The sequence below is a fragment of the Inquilinus sp. YAF38 genome, from assembly GCF_052113205.1.
In the GTDB taxonomy this organism is placed as follows: Bacteria; Pseudomonadota; Alphaproteobacteria; order DSM-16000; family Inquilinaceae; genus Inquilinus.
On sequence record NZ_JBFRCU010000006.1, the window covers coordinates 34,305 to 50,171 of the forward strand.

At 65.2% G+C, this 15,867-nt stretch carries 16 protein-coding genes; 5 read left to right on the plus strand and 11 right to left on the minus strand.

Features of this window, described 5'->3' with window-relative positions:
* Nucleotides 1–10: 10 nt before the first annotated feature.
* The gene (locus AB4Z01_RS04115; protein WP_441690845.1) at nt 11–646 is read left to right on the plus strand and encodes a hypothetical protein; all 636 of its coding nucleotides are present in this window, start codon (nt 11–13) and stop codon (nt 644–646) included.
* A gap of 32 nt (nt 647–678) precedes the next feature.
* On the opposite strand, the gene AB4Z01_RS04120 is transcribed toward AB4Z01_RS04115, so the two are convergent.
* From AB4Z01_RS04120 to glpX, 10 genes are all read right to left on the minus strand, one after another.
* The gene (locus AB4Z01_RS04120; protein ID WP_441690847.1) at nt 679–1,473 is read right to left on the minus strand and encodes an HAD-IA family hydrolase; all 795 of its coding nucleotides are present in this window, start codon (nt 1,471–1,473) and stop codon (nt 679–681) included.
* 2 nt (nt 1,474–1,475) lie between these two features.
* Complete coding sequence (locus AB4Z01_RS04125) at nt 1,476–2,159, minus strand: HAD family hydrolase (RefSeq protein ID WP_441690849.1); 684 nt, start codon at nt 2,157–2,159, stop codon at nt 1,476–1,478.
* A gap of 31 nt (nt 2,160–2,190) precedes the next feature.
* Entirely contained in the window at nt 2,191–3,453 is a 1,263-nt protein-coding gene (locus tag AB4Z01_RS04130) for a lipase family protein (protein ID WP_441690851.1), read from the minus strand.
* A gap of 171 nt (nt 3,454–3,624) precedes the next feature.
* On the minus strand, nt 3,625–4,281 hold the full coding sequence (rpe, locus tag AB4Z01_RS04135; RefSeq protein WP_441690853.1) for a ribulose-phosphate 3-epimerase: 657 nt from the start codon (nt 4,279–4,281) through the stop codon (nt 3,625–3,627).
* Nucleotides 4,278–5,204 carry a CbbX protein gene (gene cbbX / locus AB4Z01_RS04140; protein WP_441690855.1) on the minus strand — a complete coding sequence of 309 codons (927 nt, stop codon included), beginning with the start codon at nt 5,202–5,204 and terminating at the stop codon, nt 4,278–4,280. Before cbbX ends, rpe begins: the two co-directional genes overlap by 4 nt.
* 155 nt (nt 5,205–5,359) lie before the next feature.
* On the minus strand, nt 5,360–5,761 hold the full coding sequence (locus AB4Z01_RS04145; protein WP_441690857.1) for a ribulose bisphosphate carboxylase small subunit: 402 nt from the start codon (nt 5,759–5,761) through the stop codon (nt 5,360–5,362).
* A 13-nt stretch (nt 5,762–5,774) separates the two neighbouring features.
* A complete protein-coding gene (locus tag AB4Z01_RS04150) occupies nt 5,775–7,256 on the minus strand; it encodes a form I ribulose bisphosphate carboxylase large subunit (protein WP_441690859.1) in 1,482 nt (493 codons plus the stop codon).
* A 17-nt stretch (nt 7,257–7,273) separates the two neighbouring features.
* Entirely contained in the window at nt 7,274–8,353 is a 1,080-nt protein-coding gene (gene fba / locus AB4Z01_RS04155) for a class II fructose-bisphosphate aldolase (protein WP_441690861.1), read from the minus strand.
* 178 nt (nt 8,354–8,531) lie between these two features.
* Nucleotides 8,532–9,479 carry a phosphoribulokinase gene (locus AB4Z01_RS04160; RefSeq protein WP_441690863.1) on the minus strand — a complete coding sequence of 316 codons (948 nt, stop codon included), beginning with the start codon at nt 9,477–9,479 and terminating at the stop codon, nt 8,532–8,534.
* A 376-nt stretch (nt 9,480–9,855) separates the two neighbouring features.
* Nucleotides 9,856–10,833, minus strand: coding sequence for a class II fructose-bisphosphatase (gene glpX, locus AB4Z01_RS04165; protein WP_441690865.1), 978 nt, complete (start codon nt 10,831–10,833; stop codon nt 9,856–9,858).
* 306 nt (nt 10,834–11,139) lie between these two features.
* Here glpX and AB4Z01_RS04170 point away from each other — a divergent pair, with 306 nt between their 5' ends.
* The gene (locus tag AB4Z01_RS04170; RefSeq protein ID WP_441690867.1) at nt 11,140–12,471 is read left to right on the plus strand and encodes a hypothetical protein; all 1,332 of its coding nucleotides are present in this window, start codon (nt 11,140–11,142) and stop codon (nt 12,469–12,471) included.
* Between the two features lie 21 nt (nt 12,472–12,492).
* Nucleotides 12,493–13,635, plus strand: coding sequence for a DUF3800 domain-containing protein (locus tag AB4Z01_RS04175; RefSeq protein ID WP_441690869.1), 1,143 nt, complete (start codon nt 12,493–12,495; stop codon nt 13,633–13,635).
* Nucleotides 13,636–13,670: 35 nt separating this feature from the next.
* Here AB4Z01_RS04175 and AB4Z01_RS04180 read toward each other — a convergent pair whose 3' ends face one another.
* Entirely contained in the window at nt 13,671–14,639 is a 969-nt protein-coding gene (locus tag AB4Z01_RS04180) for a hypothetical protein (RefSeq protein WP_441690871.1), read from the minus strand.
* Between the two features lie 82 nt (nt 14,640–14,721).
* Between AB4Z01_RS04180 and AB4Z01_RS04185 the strand changes: the two genes are divergently transcribed.
* A complete protein-coding gene (locus tag AB4Z01_RS04185; protein ID WP_441690873.1) occupies nt 14,722–15,153 on the plus strand; it encodes a VOC family protein in 432 nt (143 codons plus the stop codon).
* 2 nt (nt 15,154–15,155) lie between these two features.
* Nucleotides 15,156–15,551 (plus strand): ester cyclase, encoded by a 396-nt coding sequence (locus AB4Z01_RS04190; protein WP_441690875.1) that lies wholly within the window; start codon nt 15,156–15,158, stop codon nt 15,549–15,551.
* The last annotated feature ends 316 nt before the right edge of the window (nt 15,552–15,867 follow it).

The window sequence follows — 15,867 nt, forward strand, 5'->3', positions numbered from 1 at the left end:
GGAGGCCGTCATGGTCCGCTTCGCCCCTCTTACCGCGACATGGCTACTCTCCGCCCTTGTGGCCGTGGCGCCCGCCTCAGGCTGGGCGCAGGACACCACGAAGGACGACTGGCCCTGCGTCCAGGTGCTGCAGCCGGAGCTGTCGATCGGCGCGATGTGGCCGGGCGACGACCCCACGGCCAACGGCCCGTCCTGGCGCGACGATTCGGTGGTGGCGGCGGTGGTCGTGCGGGTGGCGCCGCGCCGCGTCACGGTCGACGAGGCGACGGCCGAGATCCGCCGCTTCGCCGCCGGCTATGAGGGCGACCGCAAGACGGCGCTGAGCGAGCTGTTCGCCGGGCTGTTCGAGAGCATCAACGGCGAGCGCGCCACCATCATCCGCGGCATCCGCCGCTTCAACGCCCGCCAAGCGGCGCTGGCGCAGCGGATCGAGGACACGACCCAGACGCTGGACGGCGTCGACTCGACCTCGACCGACATGGCGGTGGTGCAGAAACGGCAGCAGCTGGAGACCCAGCTGGGCTGGGACCAGCGCGTCTTCGACGAGCGGGAACGCCTGCTGCCGGCGATCTGCGACCAGCCCTTCATCCTGGAACGCCGCCTGTTCTCGTTGTCGCGGACGATCCAGGAGGAGATCGGGAAGTAGGCCCCTGTTGGGTTCGCTGACGCGAACCCAACCTACCCAAATCGACGTGCCGTAGGTTGGGTTCGCGTTGGCGAACCCAACATCCCGCCGCTCTCCGCCACCCACCGCTCCAGCGCCTCGACCGTCACCCAGCCTTCGCCGGAACCGGCGCCGCCCAGGTGCCGATAGGGCGCGTCCGGCTCACCTAAATCGGACAGCACCGCCAGCGCATGGCGCAGGTCGTCGTCGCCGGTGTACAGGCCCGGCGTCGCCAGCACCGGCAGGCCGGCGCGGCGGGCGGACAGCACGCCGTTGCGCGAATCCTCGATCGTGATGCAGCCGGCCGGGTCCAGCGCCATCGCCTCCAGCACCGCCTGGTACACGTCCGGCGCCGGCTTCTTGCACGGCACCGCGTCGCCCGCGACCATCACCTCGAACAGCGCCGGCCCTTCCGGCCCCAGCGCCGCCGCCAGCAGCGCCGCGACATTGGCCGGAGTCGTGGTGGTGGCGATCGCCAGGCGCACGCCCTGGTCCCGCGCCTCGGCCAGCAGCCGGGCGACGCCGGGGCGCAGGGCCACGGCGCCTGCGGCCACCAGCGCGGTGTAGCGCTCGGTCTTGGCCCGGTGCAGCGCCGGCACGTCGCAATGGGGCGGGTCGGCCAGCCCGGCCAGGAACCGCCCGATCCGCTCCTTGCCGCCGGTCACGGCCAGCAGCTCGCGATACAGCTCCCGATCCCAGTGCCAGGGCAGGCCGGCGGCGCGGAAGGCGGCGTTGAAGGATCGGCGGTGCACCTCCTCGGTCTCGGCGAGGGTGCCGTCGACATCGAACAGGATCGCCTGGAGCGCCACGGCTACCCGGCCTCGACGAGGCCGAGCATCTCCGGCAGCGCGGCGTAATCGGCGAGGATTCCGTCCGGCTCCAGCATGGCGACGTCGCCGTATCCGAACGGCACCGCCAGCACCCGCACCCCGGCCGCCCGGGCCGTGGTGATGTCGACATGGTGGTCGCCGACATAGACCGTATCCTCCGGCGTGGCGCCGAGCTCCGCGATGCAGGCCAGCAGCGGCGCCGGGTCGGGCTTCATGCCGTGGCCGCTGTCGCCGCCGACCAGCGCCCCGACATGCGGCGCGAAGCCCAGCGCCCGCAGCACCGCCCGCGCGGTCCAGGCCGCCTTGTTGGTGCAGATCCCGATCGGGATGCCGGCGGCGGCCAGCGCCGCCACCGTCTCGACCGCGCCGGGATAGGCCGTGCTGTGCGCCGCCGGCGCGGCGGCGTAGCGGTCGAGGAAGCGCCGGGTCATCCACGCCGCCTCGGTCGCATCGCAGCGCCGCAGCCGCAGCGCCCCGCGCAGCAGCCCGGGCGCGCCATGGCCCATCAGGCCGCGAACCTCGTCCTCCGACAGCGGGTGGATCCCGGCCTCGCGCAGCACCCCGGCCAGGGCGGCGGCGACATCGGCGACGCTGTCGACCAGGGTGCCGTCCAGGTCGAACACGACGGCGTGGGGAAGGCGAGCGCGGGAAAGGGCCGGGCTCATGGCCGGCCCTCCCCGCGGGCGGGCGCGGACCCTAGAGGGTGAAGGTGAACTTGTCGCCCGAACCGGCCGCCGAGGTGCCGAACATGTTGGTCACCCGGATGTCGACCGTGCCGAAGCCGAGGGGCGACACGGCGGTGATGCTGGTCCCGCCGGAGGCCACGGTCTGCGACGCCGCCGCGAAGCCGCCGAAATCCACCACGCAGTCGGAGGTGAAGGTCGAGCCTGACAGCGGCAGGATCGTCACCGAGGTGCCCCAGTTGCCGCTGGTCGGGCTGACCGAGGCGACGGCGGGGACGGCGGGCGCCGGGAGCTGGGCGTCCGGCAGCCCCAGCAGCCGCAGATAAGTGTCGCTCCAATGCTGGTACCCGACCTGCTCCAGGAACTGCTGCACCGGTTTGTCTGGGGGGGCGGTATAGCTTTTCAGGACCTGCAGCGACTCCGTGTTCAGCGGCGGTTGCCGGGCCGGCTGGACATAGGTGTTGCCGCTGGTCCAGAGCGCCACCGTGGTGATCAGGATGCCCACTTCGTTCAGCGGCTCGGCAGTCGGCCCGGGCCACGGCGAGCTGGTCGGATAGAAGGGAGCGGTCTCGTAGTCCCAGGGGAGCGATGCCAGCGTCGCCCAGGCGTTCGGCACCAGGTCGTATTTGTTGTAGATGCAGACGGCATTCGGGAACTGCTTGTCGAACCAGGCGGCGAAGGCGGCGTCGCCTGCCGTCGGGGCGGCGAAGGTGTAGGGCAGGACGTTGCTGATCGACAGCGCGGGCCGCAGCTGCTGCAGGAACAGCGCGACCGTGGTTGCCATCGCCCCGCCCAGGCTGTGGCCGACGACGTAGAGCGTGTGGGGCTTCAGCTTCGCCAGCTGCGTCAGCAGGCCGGCATGCGCGGTGATTTCCGTGAACGCCTCCATCGCGCCCTTGGAAATTTTGGGCAGCGGCCCCCACGGTATGCCGCCGAAGGGGAAGTCCTGCATCTGCCCGACCTGCAGGTCCTCCAGCTGGTCGATCAGGTCGTCCATCACGGTGCCGCGCAGCACCAGCGCGTAGACCGAGCCGTTGCCGTCGTTCGGCCCCTGCGCGATATAGGCCAGGTTGGCGCCGTCCTTGGTCAGCCCGACCCAGCTCAGGCTCCATTGGCCCTGTGTGGCCAAGCTGGTCTCGGCCAGCTGGGCGGCGATGCCCTGGCTGATGCGAGCGATCTGCTGGTCGTGGGACTCCCCCGAAGGCCGCGGATCGGCCCCGTCCGAGGCCAGCGCCGCCAGGGTCATCATGATCTGAGTGGTGGAATAGTCCGACATCGCGACAATCCTTTTGTTCAAATGCGCCAACAAAAAAGGAAAAATACTTCTGAATTCCAAGATGAGTCTGGGCGAGTACTGGCGCGGATACCGCCGACGCCAGTAGGAAACAACTCTCAAAAAAATGCAACCGCGTTGTCGTGACGGTCGGGCGGCGAGGGATGGACGCGGTCATCGGGCGCCCTCCCGGATGGCGGCGATGTTCGCCTCATAGGCCGCCGGGCCGCCACGGAACACGGCCGAGCCCGCGACCAGCGTGTCCGCCCCGGCCGCGGCCACCACCGCGGCCGTCTCCGGCGTCACCCCGCCATCGACCTCCAGGCGGATCGGCCGGTCGCCGATCATGGCGCGGATCCGGCGGATCTTCCCGGCCATCGCCGGGATGAAGGCTTGGCCGCCGAAGCCGGGATTGACCGTCATCACCAGGATCAGGTCCAGCCGCTCCAGCACATGCGCCACCGCCTCCGCCGGCGTCGCCGGGCACAGCGCCACGCCGGCCTGCTTGCCGAGCGACCGGATGTGCTGCAGCGACCGGTCGAGATGCGGCCCGGCCTCGGCATGCACGGTGATGACGTCGGCGCCGGCCTTGGCGAAGGCGTCGAGATACGGGTCGGCCGGGGCGATCATCAGATGCACGTCGAACACCCGGTCGCTGTGCGGCCGCAGCGCCTTCACCACATCCGGCCCGATCGTCAGGTTGGGCACGAAATGCCCGTCCATCACATCGATATGGATCCAGTCGGCGCCGGCCGCCACGATGGCACGCACCTCCTCGCCCAGCCGGGCGAAGTCGGCGGACAGGATCGACGGGGCGATGACGGTCTTCACAGCTTGGCCTCCATGTCCGGCGGCTCGGCCGAGAACACGCGGCTGGCCCGGATGTCGGCCTCGGCCAGGGTGACGAAATCCTCGACCGTCAGCTCGGGCGGCATCTCGCGCACCAGCCGGTTGGCCTGGCGCAGCCGGGCGCGGTCCAGCGCGTTGCGGATCGACCGACCATTGGCGAAATGCGGCAGCCGGATGCGGCGGGCGACATAGTCGCGGAACGCGGCCAGCGCCTCCGGGCTGAAGCGGTAGTTCTGCCGCGCCAGCATGCCCTCGCCGATCGTGATCAGCTCTTCTTCGGCGAAGTCCGGGAACTCGACATGATGGGCGATGCGCGAGCGGAAGCCGGGGTTGCTGCTGAAGAATTTCTCCATCCGGTCGCCATAGCCGGCGACGATCACCACCAGATCCTCGCGCTGGTTCTCCATCACCTGCAGCAGGATCTCGATCGCCTCCTGGCCGTAGTCGCGCTCGTTCTCCGGCCGGTACAGGTAATAGGCCTCGTCGATGAACAGCACGCCGCCCATCGCCCGCTTCAGGATCTCCTTGGTCTTCGGCGCGGTGTGGCCGATGTACTGGCCGACCAGGTCGTCGCGGGTGACCGAGACCAGGTGCCCGCGCCGGRCATAGCCGAGCCGGTGCAGGATGTCGGCCATCCGCATGGCCACGGTGGTCTTGCCGGTGCCGGGGTTGCCGGTGAAGCTCATATGCAGGGTCGGCGCCTCGGCACCGAGGCCGAGCCGGCGGCGGATGCGCTCGACCAGCAGCAGGGCGGCGATCTCGCGGATCCGGGTCTTCACCGGGACGAGGCCGACCAGGTCCCGGTCCAGCGCCTCGAACACCTCGTCGATCCGGGTCTCGGCGAATTCCTGGGCGAGGTCGATGCGGGTATCGGCCGGCGGCAGGGCCAGGGCGGCTTCGGTCATGGCGGGCCTCTTGGGGTTTCTTGAAGTCGCTGACCCGCATTCCCCCTTCTGTCATTGCCGGGCTTGACCCGGCAATCCAGTGGGCGTCGACAGCCTCTGGATGCCCGGGTCAAGCCCGGGCATGACAGAAAGAGACAGCGGGAAAAGGAGCGGGCCTAGCTGGCAGCCGACGGCAGCAGCCTTGTCGTATACCGGATGCTCCGGCCCTCCACCTCCTGGCGCTCGAGGTGGTAGCGCGCCTCCTCCGTCGGGCGGTTCACCAGGAAGGAGATCCGCAGCGACTCCCATCCCGGCGTGGCGTCGAAGCCGGAGATGCGGATGTAGCGGTCGCCATAGGCCTTGCGGCACGAGTTCAGCTCGATCATCACCGCGGCGGCGTCGCGGATGTCGAACATCGGCAGGTCCCACATCTCCCAATAGGTGTTGCGGGGGTGCGGGTCGTCGGTGAACTCGATGTTCACCGCCCAGCCATTGTCGATGCAGTACTGCACCTGGTCGGTGATCTGCCGGTCGGTCAGGTCGGGCAGGAACGAGAAGCATCCCTGGGTGATGCGCATGGTGGCGGCCTCCTCAGCTGGCGGCGGTGACGGCCGGGACGAAGTCCGGCGTGTCGGTCGAGGCGTAGTCGAAGGTGACGTCCTTCCAGACGTCCAGGGCCTGGCGCAGCGGCTGGCAGTGCCGGGCGGCGTCGACCAGGATCTGCGGCCCCTCCACCTTGGTGTCGCGGCCCTCGTTGCGGGCCAGGATCATGGCCTCCAGCGCGACCCGGTTGGCCTGGGCGCCGGCCTGGATGCCCATCGGGTGGCCGATGGTGCCGCCGCCGAACTGCAGCACCGTGTCCTCGCCCAGATAGTCCAGCAGCTGGTGCATCTGCCCGGCATGGATGCCGCCGGACGCCACCGGCATCACCTTGCGCAGGGACGCCCAGTCCTGGTCGAAGAACACGCCGTTCTCCAGCGTCGCCGGCACATGGTCCTCGCGCAGGATGTCGTAGAAGCCTCGCGTCGTGTTCGGGTCGCCCTCCAGCTTGCCGACCACGGTGCCGGCATGGATGTGGTCGACCCCGGCGAGGCGCATCCACTTGGCGATCACCCGGAACGACACGCCATGCGACTTCTGCCGCGTGTAGGTGCCGTGGCCGGCGCGGTGCAGGTGCAGGATCATGTCGTTGCGCCGCGCCCATTTCGACATCGACTGGATCGCGGTGTAGCCGATCACCAGGTCGATCATGACGATGACGCTGCCGAGCGACTTGGCGAACTCCGCCCGCTCGTACATGTCCTCCATGGTCCCGGCGGTGACGTTGAGATAGGTGCCCTTGACCTCGCCGGTCAGCGCCTGGGCCCGGTTGACCGCCTCCATGCAGTACAGGAACCGGTCGCGCCAATGCATGAAGGGCTGCGAGTTGATGTTCTCGTCATCCTTGGTGAAGTCGAGCCCGCCCTTCAGCGCCTCATACACCACCCGGCCGTAGTTGCGGCCCGACAGGCCCAGCTTCGGCTTCACCGTGGCGCCCAGCAGCGGCCGGCCGAACTTGTCCAGCCGCTCGCGCTCGACCACGATCCCGGTCGGCGGCCCGTCGAAGGTCTTCACATAGGCGACCGGCAGCCGCATGTCCTCCAGCCGCAGCGCCTTCAAGGGCTTGAAGCCGAAGACGTTGCCGATGATCGACGCGGTCAGGTTGGCGATCGACCCCGGCTCGAACAGGTCCAGGTCATAGGCGATATAGGCGAAGTACTGGCCCGGCTGGTTCGGCACCGGGTCGACCCGATAGGCCTTGGCCCGGTACTTCTCGCAGGCGGTCAGCCGGTCGGTCCAGACCACGGTCCAGGTGGCGGTCGAGCTCTCGCCCGCCACCGCCGCCGCCGCCTCGATCGGGTCGACATTGTCCTGCGGCGTGATCCGGAACAGCGCCAGGACGTCGGTGTCCTTCGGCTGGTAGTCGGGCTCCCAATAGCCCATCTTCCGGTATTCCATCACCCCGGCCTTGTAGCGGTCCTTGCCGGTGACGGTGCCGCTCTTGGTGTCGAGTGTCGTGACATTCGTGCTCATGGCGCTCTCCTCTGTGCTCAGGCTGCGGCGCCGACCGCGATGCGCGGGTCCAGCGCACCGGACCGGTAGCGCTTGGCCATCTCGGGCAGGGGCAGGGGGGTGATCTTCGAGGCCTGGCCGGCCGTGCCGAACTGCTCGTAGCGCTCGCGGCACAGCGCCTCCAGCGCCGCCATCGACGGCTGCAGGAACTTGCGCGGATCGAACTCGCCGCGCTTCTCCACCGCGACGCGGCGGATCTCGGCGGCCATGGCCAGGCGGCAATCGGTGTCGATATTGACCTTGCGCACGCCGTGGCGGATGCCGCGCTGGATCTCCTCGACCGGCACGCCCCAGGTCTTCGGCATCTCGCCGCCGAAGCGGTTGAACTGCTCCTGCAGCGCCTCGGGGACGGAGGACGAGCCGTGCATCACCAGGTGGATCTCGGGCAGCCGCTGATGGATCGCCTGGACCACATGCATGGCCAGGATCTCGCCATCCGGCCGGCGCGAGAACTTGTACGCGCCGTGCGAAGTGCCCATGGCGATGGCCAGGGCGTCGACCCGGGTCTCGCGGACGAAGGCCACCGCCTGGTCCGGGTCGGTCAGCAGCTGGTCGTGGCCCAGCGCCCCTTCCGCGCCATGCCCATCCTCGGCCTCGCCCTGCCCGGTCTCCAGGCTGCCGAGCACGCCGAGCTCGCCCTCCACCGAGACGCCGACGGCATGCGCCGTGGCCGCCACCCGGCGGGTGATCCCGACATTGTAGTCGTAGCTGGCCGGGGTCTTGGCGTCGGCCTCCAGCGACCCGTCCATCATCACGCTGGTGAAGCCGTGCTGGATGGCGGACAGGCAGGTGCCGTCGTCATTGCCATGGTCCTGGTGCAGGCAGATCGGGATGGCGGGATGCATCGCCTCCGCCGCCTCCACCATCTTCGCCAGCATCAGGTCGCCGGCATAGGACCGGGCGCCGCGGCTGGCCTGCAGGATCACCGGCGCGTCGGCCTTCTGCGCCGCTGCCATGATCGCCAGGATCTGCTCCATGTTGTTGATGTTGAAGGCGGGCACGCCGTAGCCATGCTCGGCGGCGTGGTCCAGAAGCTGTCGCAGMGTGATGCGGGCCATCGGGGTCCTCCTAGGGACGGTCGGGGCAGGGCTCGGTTTCCGGGCTTTCACCGTCATTGCGACCCCGGCCTTGAGCCGGGGGAAGCAATCCATCGGGCAGCAAGAGCGGAGGCATGGATTGCTTCGTCGGCTTCGCCTCCTCGCAATGACGGTGGAGAAGAGGGGGGAGGGTATCGGGTCACACCGCGTGCACGCCCTGGGCGGCCTTGACCATGTGGAAGGCGACCAGGAGCTGGGTAAGGGCGAGGGGGTGGCTGATGCTGCGGCCGAGGGCGCCGTCATAGCGGCCGAGGCTGTCGCGCAGGTGGCTGGCCTCGGGGATGTGCTCCCAGAGATACTCCTCCACCCGCTCGGCCCGGCGGTCGGAGATCGAGCCGCGGATGTCCAGCACGTCGACCGGCTTGCCCTCGTCGCGGGTCAGCTCGAAGCCGACGCTGCCGTCGCCCACCGCCTCGATCAGCCGCGAGAAATTCGGGTGCGGCAGGGTCGGGCGCAGGATATGGGCGACGTCCAGCCGGTGGTCGGTCTCCGGCGCCCCGGCCTGGGAGTTGGCGCCCGGCGGCCGCTGGAAGCGGATGACGATGTCGGCGAACAGCCGCTGCGGCCGGATGAAGGTCGGGCTGTCGAATTCCCGCTTCTTCAGCGATTCCAGCACCTGCTCGGCGGTGTAGCCGCGCTTGCTGGTGTCGCGGTGCACCTTCCAGCGCACCCGCAGCTCCTCCTCGGGGTCGAGGTAGATCTTGACGTCGTAGCAGTCGCGCATCGCCCTTGTGGCGTAGCCCAGCAGTCCTTCCGCGACCACGAACTCCTTCGGCTCGATGTATTCCGGCCGGTCCAGCGTGCCCTGGTCGTGGTTGTAGATCGGTTTCAGGATCGGCTGGCCCTGGCGCAGCAGGTGCAGGTGCTGCTCCAGGATGTCGACATAGTTGCCGGCGGGGTCGAGGGCCGAGACCCCGTTGCTCGCCCGCTCGCGCCGGTCGTAGCGGTGATAGTCGTCGGTGCAGATCAGGGTGCAGCGCTGCGGCCCCAGGATCTCGGCGATGCCGCGCGACAGGGTGGTCTTGCCGGCCGCGCTGTCACCGACGATCCCGAGGATGATGGGCCGGTCGAAGGAGGGCTTGGACATTCTGGTCTCCCATCTCGGGTCGTGATCGGCGAGCCTCGGGCGCGGCTCGGAAGGATTGGGCCAGCTCCGCCCGGCGGCCTGCGGCTCGCCCCCTCCCTCGGGGGGAGGATTGAGGGAGGGGGCTGCCTCCGCCCTGGGTGTCGTCGCGGCTGTGGGCGGAGGGGTGGGGATGGGTGGTGGGGCCGGAGTGCTCATGCGCCGCCCCGGTGCCGTCGGGTGCCTCTCCCGCTTGCGGGAGAGGTCGGAGACGCGAAGCGGCTCCGGGTGAGGGTTCTTTGTCGAGGCCTGGGCCGGCCCTCACCCGGTCTCGCTGCGCGAGCCCGACCTCTCCCGCAAGCGGGAGAGGCAATCCGAGCCCGGCGGGGCAGGTGCGCGCTCACCGCCGCACCTCCGGCGTCTCCACATACGTCGTCAGCACCTGCCACCGCCGGTCCGGCGCCGTCAGCATCAGCGACTGGGTGCGGGTGCTCGCCCCCCGCCGCGACACGCCCTCGAACAGCAGGCCGGTGGTGATGCCGGTGGCGGCGAACCACACCTTGTCGCTGCGCACCAGCTCCTCCACCCCCCACCAGCGGCGGGTGTCGAGGCCGGCCTGGGCCACGGCGGCGCGCTCATGCTCCAGCTGCGGGTCGATGCGGCCCAGGAACTCTCCCCCCAGCGCCCGGATGGCGCAKGCCGCCAGCACCCCTTCGGGCGTGCCGCCGGTGCCCATCAGCGCGTCCACCCCGCCGCCCGGCATGGCGGCGACGATGGCGCCGGCCACGTCGCCGGCGGGGTACAGGGCGACGCGGGCGCCGGCGGCGTGGATCTCCTCCACCAGCCGGCGGTGGCGCGGCTTCTCCAGCACATAGATCGACAGTTCGGAGACGGGCTTGCCCAGCGCCTCGGCCAGCACCCGCAGCTTGTCGCGGGTCGGCGCCAGCGGGTCGATCCGGCCCTTCACCGCCGGCGGGCCGGCGAACTTCTCCATGTAGAAGGCGGGGCCGGGGTCGAACATCGCGCCCTGCGGCGTCATGGCGACTGCCGCCAGCGCGTTGGTCTGGCCGTTGGCCAGGTGGCTGGTGCCGTCGACGGGGTCGACCGCGATGTCGACCGCCAGGCTGCTCTCGGCGCCCAGGCCCAGCCGTTCGCCCTTGAACAGCTGCGGCGCCTCGTCCTTCTCGCCCTCGCCGATGACGATGCGGCCGTCTATGTCGAGATGGTTGAGGACGGTGCGCATGGCGTCGACCGCGGCGGCGTCGCCCTCGTCCTTGCGGCCGCGTCCGATCCAGTCGAAGGCGGCGCGGGCGGCGGCTTCGGTAACGCGGCGCAGCGCGTAGATGAAGCCGTCCTCGGCAATCGCTGCACCGGTCATGCGCATCTCCACCCGATATCCGCGCTCCGGCCGGGGCCGGGTGCGGGGCAGGGAGTCTGTCGCTCCCCAGGACGATCAGGATCAGGGAGAGGACAGCGGACCGGAACGCCCACCCGGGTGGGCCGGCGCGATCTTACGGGTGGGGCGGGACCTGCCCGGATGGGTGGGATGAGATTGATCAGTTTCCGAAGCCAATAGCTCCTATGGCCTTTCCGTGCTGTCGGAAACTCCGTAAAAGGCTAGCTTCCTAGGTTGTCATCGCCTGTCCGGTTTTGGAAAGAAGCTCTTGCCAATTAGAGGTTCGATATGTCGGAAACCGTATTCGACGTTTTCAAGGTCAATGGCTTACCATCCGTAACGTATGTGGAAAGAAAAAATGGAGCCCTTGAGAAAAGGCTCAAGGATGCATTGAATGCAAAAGGACAATTGTGCTTGGTTACCGGGCCGTCAAAAACAGGAAAGACCACACTTTATCGAGAGGTATTAAAAAATCGAAATGAGATACCTCTCATAGTCGCGTGCCATAACAGCAAGACCTGCGATACAATTTGGAAAGAGGCATTAGAAAAAGTCGATTTTGATCGAGTTCAGTCCACTAAGCGAGCTTCTGGCGGAAGCATAGGCGGTGAAGTGGAAGTTTCTGCCAAATTAAATTGGGCGTGGCTTGCGCAGGCTACAGCTAAGACTAAGGCAATTTTATCGAGTACGAAAAATGAAGAAGAAACCAGATTAAAAATATTGTCCGAGCCGGGGCCGGATATTTTAATTCCGATTCTGAGAAACACAAACTATGTTCTAGTGATAGAAGATTTTCACTATCTAGATGATTTTGAAAAGAAAATTTTGTTTCAAAAATGGAAACAATTTGTTGATAGTGAAGTTTCAGTTATAGTGCTAGAAACTTCTCACAATGCAATAGATATTGCTTCCAACAATAAGGACTTGGTAGGAAGAATAGCTCATATAGATATTGGTCATTGGGAAAAATCAGACTTAAAGAAAATATGTCATCTTGGATTCAATCATATTGGGGTGGCGGTGCGCGAGGCATACCACGATTTTGTTGCGACCGAAGCCGCGGGATTGCCGATTGTGGTGCAACAGATCTGTCAGTCTTTGTTTACCGAAAAAAACTTATATAGCATTGCCGAAATAAAGAAATCAAAAATTTTTATTGATAAAAAGCATATAGAAAGTTGTTGTCACGCGGTAGCGGGTATAAATTATAAATCATTTGAGACATTCTACCGGACTCTTATAACCGGACCACGTGAGAAATCCAGAAAGTACAAAACATATGAGCTTGTTTTAGCCTGCTTTACACTTGATCCTATTTCGTTCTCTCTGAGACGATCTGAATTGGCATCTCGACTAGATAGGCTTGATCTTCCTAGTGTTGAATTTCCGCCTGCCGCATCTATAAATTCTACACTCGGTGCTCTAAAGAAGTTTCAACAAAAAAGAGAATTCGAACTTCTCGAGTGGAGACCATCAGAAGATACGCTCTACATATTGGAGCCAACATTTCTGTTTTATGTTAGATGGAGGAAGCCAAAAAATACGGAAGCTCTGCAGTTGGATTTGTTTGAGCAGCTGATTTCAGCTTCTAAGGATAGAGAAGATGTTGATGGTTCATGAAATTGAGAAAGCATTATATAAATGAAACTCATTCTTCCCAGACTTATTTCGTGTGACGAATCCGGGTTTACCGGAAACGACATGCTAAATAAGGAGCAGCCGTTTTTTGCTTATGCTTCTCACGATTTGGAACTCGCCGAGGCAGAAGCTTTAGTTGCCGAGGCTAGAGGTAGATTTCCAATACAGATGAAAGAACTTAAATCTTCGAAATTGTTAAAAACCAATCGTGGACGAGATTTTTTGGAGCACATTTTGGCAAGAATCGAAGGTAGATATATTGTGACTATATATGAGAAAAGATTAAGTATAATGTGTAAACTATTTGAGTATATTTATGAACCCGTACTTCAGAATAATAATTATATTTTCTATAAAAATAACATGCACCGCTTCGTTGCAATGTATCTTTACATGCAACTGATTGATGCGCCTATGGTCGATCTCATAGCGGAATTCGAGAAATTTATGCGCTCTCTTGACCCATCAGATGCTCCAACATTCTTCAGCCATGACATAAATTTAGAAAATGATGATCTTCTCAACACCATAATCCGATTTGCTAGGGGATATAACGTAACGATAGTTCATGAGGCTAGAGATTTGATGGGTATTGGAGATTCAGGGAAATGGATATTGGATCTAACGTCATCGGCCGTTTTTAGTCACCTAACGGCTTGGGGAGAAAGACACGATATATTAGAAGTGGTCTGCGATGATTCTAAACCTCTCTTATCGATAGTGGGCTTCTTTGATGCTATGATCAATCGGCCTGACAGGGTATCGACTGATTTGTTTAACAAGGAACGGAATATAACTTGGAATATGTCAAAGCCGATTGCTTTTACGTCTTCCGATTCTCATCCCGGAATACAGATCGCTGATCTGATAGCGGGGGTTGCTGCAAATATACCAACAAAAAGTGGGAATTCAAATTATGCCAATTTGCTAAATAAGGTTGTAAGACATTTACATGAAGATATAATAATGCCGGATTTTGACGTCCTAAAAGGAGATCAGGCTTTAATAAATTGGCTTGTGCTTTTGGAGTTAGCTGCTAGAGCAGACAGAGGAGATGATCCTCTTTACGGAATTGAGGATATATATTCTCTTGCCAGGCGATCGTTGCCGGGACTCCGCGCTAAAATTGGCGATTTCAACGCATAGCATGTCTTCTATATCTCTTCCCCTCGTGGTGCCCTTCATCCCCTCTCCGTCTCCGGCACATCCACCTCCGCCAGGCTGATCGGCCGGAACCCGTCCTTCCGGCTCCAGTCGAGATGGCCGCCCAGGCGCTCGACCAGGGCGGCGGCGTCGGTCTGCGGCAGGTTGACGGTGGCCAGCGCTTGCGCCGTCGCCCGGAGATAGAGCACCGGCGTGACGCCGATATGGCCCGAGCCGCGGTCCAGCAGGTCGGCCTGCATCACCACCTCGATCTCCTCGACCGGCAGGGCGGCCAGGCATTCCGCCGCCACCCGCACCGCGGCCGAGCAGATGGTGTCGCGGTGCAGCTCCAGCATCCGGCCCGGCGCCAGCGGCTTGACCGAGGCCTTGCCCGATTGCAGCAGCGTCACCGACCGGTCCGGCAGATCCTCCAGGTCCAGCCCGTCGATCATGGCGACGATCCGCCCGCCCGCGACGAAGACGAGGTCCAGCCCCTCGACCGAGAAGGGCAGGTCGCCCAGCCGGGTGAAGCGGCCCAGCGCCTCCGCCACCGCCGCCGGGTCGCGCGCCACCAGCCGCCGGGCGAAATCGATCTCGTCCCGGCGCGCCTCGGCCTGCTGCCGCCGCGCCTGGAACTCCGCCTCGTCGCGCACCCGCGCATCCTCCACCGCTGCGGTCAGCTCGACCTGGCGCCGCTTGGCCCCGCCGAAGGTGCGGGYGAACCAGCCGGGCTTGTAGGCCTCCTGCTGCCGCCGCGCCGCCGCCTCCTGCACAGCACTCCGCTCGGGCTCGGCCGGCGGCGCCGCCGCGGCGAGGTCGTGCCAATCGCGGCGCGGCAGCTGGACCCGGTGGGCGCCGGTCAGGGCCTCGATCAGCCGGTCGTATTCCTCGGCGGCGGAGGCCGCGGCCTCCTGCTCCGCCTGCTTCTGCGCCGCCTTCTCATAGGCCAGGCGCCGGCGCTCCGCGCGCTCGTCCTCGCGGCGCACCGCCCGGATGCTGCTCGCCATTCCCCCTCCCCGAACCGACCCCTTCAACCCTTGCGGCGGATTGTGGAGAATGCAAGGCGCAGCCAGTGCCGAGGTGATCGCCATGAGCCCCATCCCCGCCCGGGACGCGATGGTCAATCTCTATGTCCGCGACGTGGAAGGCCTCGCCGCCTTCTACCGCGAGGCCTTCGGATTTGCCGAGACCTTCCGGACGCCGCGCGAGGGGCCGCCGGTGCATGTCGAGCTGCGGCTCGGCGCCTTCGTCCTCGGCTTCGCCTCGATCGCGGCGGCGCAGGCGATGCACGGCCTGCCGCTCGAATCCGGACCCTCCGGGCCGGCAGGCCCGCCGCGCGGCGAGATCGCGCTGTGGACCGAGGATGTCGACGCGGCCGCCACGGCACTGGTCGCCCGCGGCGCGCGCCTGGTCTCGCCGCCGCATGATTTCATCGGCACGGTGCGCGCCGCCTGGCTGGCCGACCCCGAGGGGAACCACATCCAGCTGGTGATGAAGCTGACTCCGGCGCAGGAGATATGACCGTGACCGACCTCCCCACCCGCTACCGCGCCTATATCGACTGCCTGAACCGGCAGGACTGGGCGCGGCTGGGCGATTTCGTCGACGAAGCGGCGCGCCACAACGGCCGCCCCTTCGGCCTGGCCGGCTATCGCGCCATGCTGGAGCAGGATTTCCGCGACATCCCGGACCTGCGCTTCGTCATCGGGCTGCTGGCCTGCGACCCGCCTTTGGTCGCCGCCCGGCTGGACTTCACCTGCTCGCCCAAGGGCCGGTTCCTCGGCCTCGACGTCAACGGCCGCACGGTCTCGTTCAGCGAGAACGTGTTCTACGAGTTCCAGGGCGGGAAGATCGTCCAGGTCTGGTCGGTGCTCGACAAGACCGCGATCGAGGCGCAGCTCGAGCGCCCGGCGCGGTGAGCTGCTGCAACGCACATCGATCGACAATGTCGACGGCGGACGTACGAACAGATTGCCTCTCCCGCTTGCGGGAGAGGTCGGACATCCGAAGGATGTCCGGGTGAGGGGATAGCGGCCTCGCCGAAAGCACAGCTTTGTCAGGACCGAGCGCATGACCCGCCCGATCCTGAAACACAGCCACTGGTCGCGGCCGAGCCGCCCTCACCCGGTCTCGCTGCGCGAGCCCGACCTCTCCCGCAAGCGGGAGAGGCAATTTAGCAGCGCTCGGAGATGTGTGAATCCGATAGCCCCAGGGAGAGGTGCAGGGCCGCGGCTC

Excerpts from the sequence above, each read along its gene's own strand:
- AB4Z01_RS04115 (WP_441690845.1), top strand. The coding sequence starts at position 11 with ATGGTCCGCTTCGCCCCTCTTACCGCGACATGGCTACTCTCCGCCCTT.
- AB4Z01_RS04125 (WP_441690849.1), bottom strand. The coding sequence starts at position 2,159 with ATGAGCCCGGCCCTTTCCCGCGCTCGCCTTCCCCACGCCGTCGTGTTC.
- AB4Z01_RS04130 (WP_441690851.1), bottom strand. The coding sequence starts at position 3,453 with ATGTCGGACTATTCCACCACTCAGATCATGATGACCCTGGCGGCGCTG.
- AB4Z01_RS04145 (WP_441690857.1), bottom strand. The coding sequence starts at position 5,761 with ATGCGCATCACCCAGGGATGCTTCTCGTTCCTGCCCGACCTGACCGAC.
- AB4Z01_RS04150 (WP_441690859.1), bottom strand. The coding sequence starts at position 7,256 with ATGAGCACGAATGTCACGACACTCGACACCAAGAGCGGCACCGTCACC.
- AB4Z01_RS04160 (WP_441690863.1), bottom strand. The coding sequence starts at position 9,479 with ATGTCCAAGCCCTCCTTCGACCGGCCCATCATCCTCGGGATCGTCGGT.
- AB4Z01_RS04170 (WP_441690867.1), top strand. The coding sequence starts at position 11,140 with ATGTCGGAAACCGTATTCGACGTTTTCAAGGTCAATGGCTTACCATCC.
- AB4Z01_RS04175 (WP_441690869.1), top strand. The coding sequence starts at position 12,493 with ATGAAACTCATTCTTCCCAGACTTATTTCGTGTGACGAATCCGGGTTT.
- AB4Z01_RS04185 (WP_441690873.1), top strand. The coding sequence starts at position 14,722 with ATGAGCCCCATCCCCGCCCGGGACGCGATGGTCAATCTCTATGTCCGC.